A 1,826-nucleotide genomic window follows, 5' to 3' on the forward strand; every position below is an offset into this window, starting at 1 on the left:
CAAGGCCAAACGCCTCGCCGTGTCCGCTTCGAGCAGTTCGAATTCACCTGAACGCGGGGCAGGGCGCATAGCCATGCCAGCCCTGTAGCCTGCGCTCGCATCTTTTTTTGGCCCCGCCCTCATCGGCGGGGCCATTTTCCTGACGGCAAGCTGAAGCAGGAATCGCTGGGGCGTCAGGATGCCCTCAGGTCGGGGTGCCAGATTGGTCTCATCAAACGAAAGGACCCCTTGCCATGAAAAAGACCCTGACCGCCCTTGCCCTGATCGCACTTTTGCCCGCCGGCGCTGCGCTGGCCGACGACGATGATTGCAATGCGCCCCGTGACCAGTGGCAGCCGCGCGAGGCCGTGATGCAGCTGGCTGAGCAAAACGGCTGGACCGTGCGCGACTTCGAGATCGACGATGGCTGCTACGAGATCGAGGGCCGAGATCAGGATGGCCGGGAGATCGAGGTGAAGCTCGATCCGGCGACGTTGCAGATCGTCGAGATGGATTACGAGGATGAGGACGACGACCGTGGCGGCGCCCGCAATCCCGCGCCCGCCGGCACGGTCGCCCCTCCGCAGAACGGCCTCTTCGGGAACGGCACCCCGCCGCAGGTTCAGGTGAACTGAACCGCTCTCAAGCTCCTCTCCGAACAAGGATCAACCCGATGAAATCGCTTCTCGCAACGCTCGCGCTCACCACCGCGCTGACGCTCCCCGGCCTCGCCATGGCGCGGCCGGTGACGCTCACCACGACCCTCAACAATTACGGCGGCGACGGGGCCTATCTCGCGCTCTACGTCACCGACACCTCGGGCGCCTATGTCGGCAGTCTCTGGATGGCTGGCGGCAAGTCCAAGTACTACGAGCACCTCAGCGATTGGTACCGCGCCACCGGCGGCGACACCGCGCAGGTGAACGGAATCACCGGCGCCAGCGTCGGCGCGGGCCGCACGCTCGAGATCACGCTCGACCTCGCCGACGCGCTCTTTGATGCGGGCTACACGCTCCACATCGACGCGGCCGTCGAGGACATGCGCGACAGTCCGAACGAGGTGGCCGTACCGCTCACGACCGACGGCGCGGGCACGCCGGTGCGCGGGCGCCGGTACATCGCCAGCTTCGCCTACGACATGTGAAGGGTGGGGCCATGATCCGTGCACTCCATCGCTGGCCGGGTCTTCTGGCCCTTGCGCTCGTTACCATCCTGGGCCTGAGCGGCGCGGCACTGTCGGTCTTCCCTGCGGCCGAGCGCATCGCCGCGCCGCAGGCGGAAGCCGGACTGACCGTAGCCGCTCTCGCGGACCGCATCCAGGCCGTCTATCCGGGCGTCGAGCAGATCCGCCGGTCGCCCTCCGGTCGGATCACTGCCTACTGGTTCGATCAGGGCGCGCCGGGTGCCGCCGTAATCAACCCGGCGACGGGTGAGGGCGTAGCCTCGGCCGACCCGAACCAGGCCGAACGCTGGCTCACCAACCTGCACCGCTCGCTGTTCCTCGGGGACGGCGGCCGCATCGCCATGGCCGCAGGGGCGGCCGCGATGCTGATCCTCTCGCTCTCCGGCGCGACGCTGGTCGCGCGGCGGGTGGGCGGCTGGCGACGCTGGTTTTCACCCTTGCGCGGACCGCTTGCCGGGCGGCTGCATGTCGAGATCGCCCGGATCGCCGTCATCGGCCTCGTTCTGTCCTCCACCACCGCCCTCTGGATGACAGCCTCCACCTTCGATCTTTTGCCGGACGGTGGCGTCCTGCCGGCTGATCCCACCGAAGTGAGCGGAGAGATTGGGTTCGCTCTCGATCAGATGGCCACGCTGCTGCAGACGCCCGTCGCCGAGCTGCGCGA

3 protein-coding genes are annotated in these 1,826 nt (G+C 67.6%); all 3 read left to right on the plus strand.

What is annotated here, in order from left to right:
* Positions 1-233: 233 nt before the first annotated feature.
* On the plus strand, positions 234-614 hold the full coding sequence (locus C8N42_RS21230; RefSeq protein WP_107818380.1) for a PepSY domain-containing protein: 381 nt from the start codon (positions 234-236) through the stop codon (positions 612-614).
* Positions 615-652: 38 nt separating this feature from the next.
* Positions 653-1,123 (plus strand): DUF2271 domain-containing protein, encoded by a 471-nt coding sequence (locus tag C8N42_RS21235; protein WP_054540790.1) that lies wholly within the window; start codon positions 653-655, stop codon positions 1,121-1,123.
* A gap of 11 nt (positions 1,124-1,134) precedes the next feature.
* The coding region (locus C8N42_RS21240) for a PepSY-associated TM helix domain-containing protein (protein WP_146168313.1) at positions 1,135-1,826 on the plus strand (692 nt) is incomplete at its 3' end.

Source organism: Celeribacter persicus, from assembly GCF_003050785.1.
GTDB lineage: Bacteria > Pseudomonadota > Alphaproteobacteria > Rhodobacterales > Rhodobacteraceae > Celeribacter > Celeribacter persicus.

Coding starts and splice junctions, on each gene's coding strand:
- C8N42_RS21235 (WP_054540790.1), top strand. CDS start 653: ATGAAATCGCTTCTCGCAACGCTCGCGCTCACCACCGCGCTGACGCTC.
- C8N42_RS21230 (WP_107818380.1), top strand. CDS start 234: ATGAAAAAGACCCTGACCGCCCTTGCCCTGATCGCACTTTTGCCCGCC.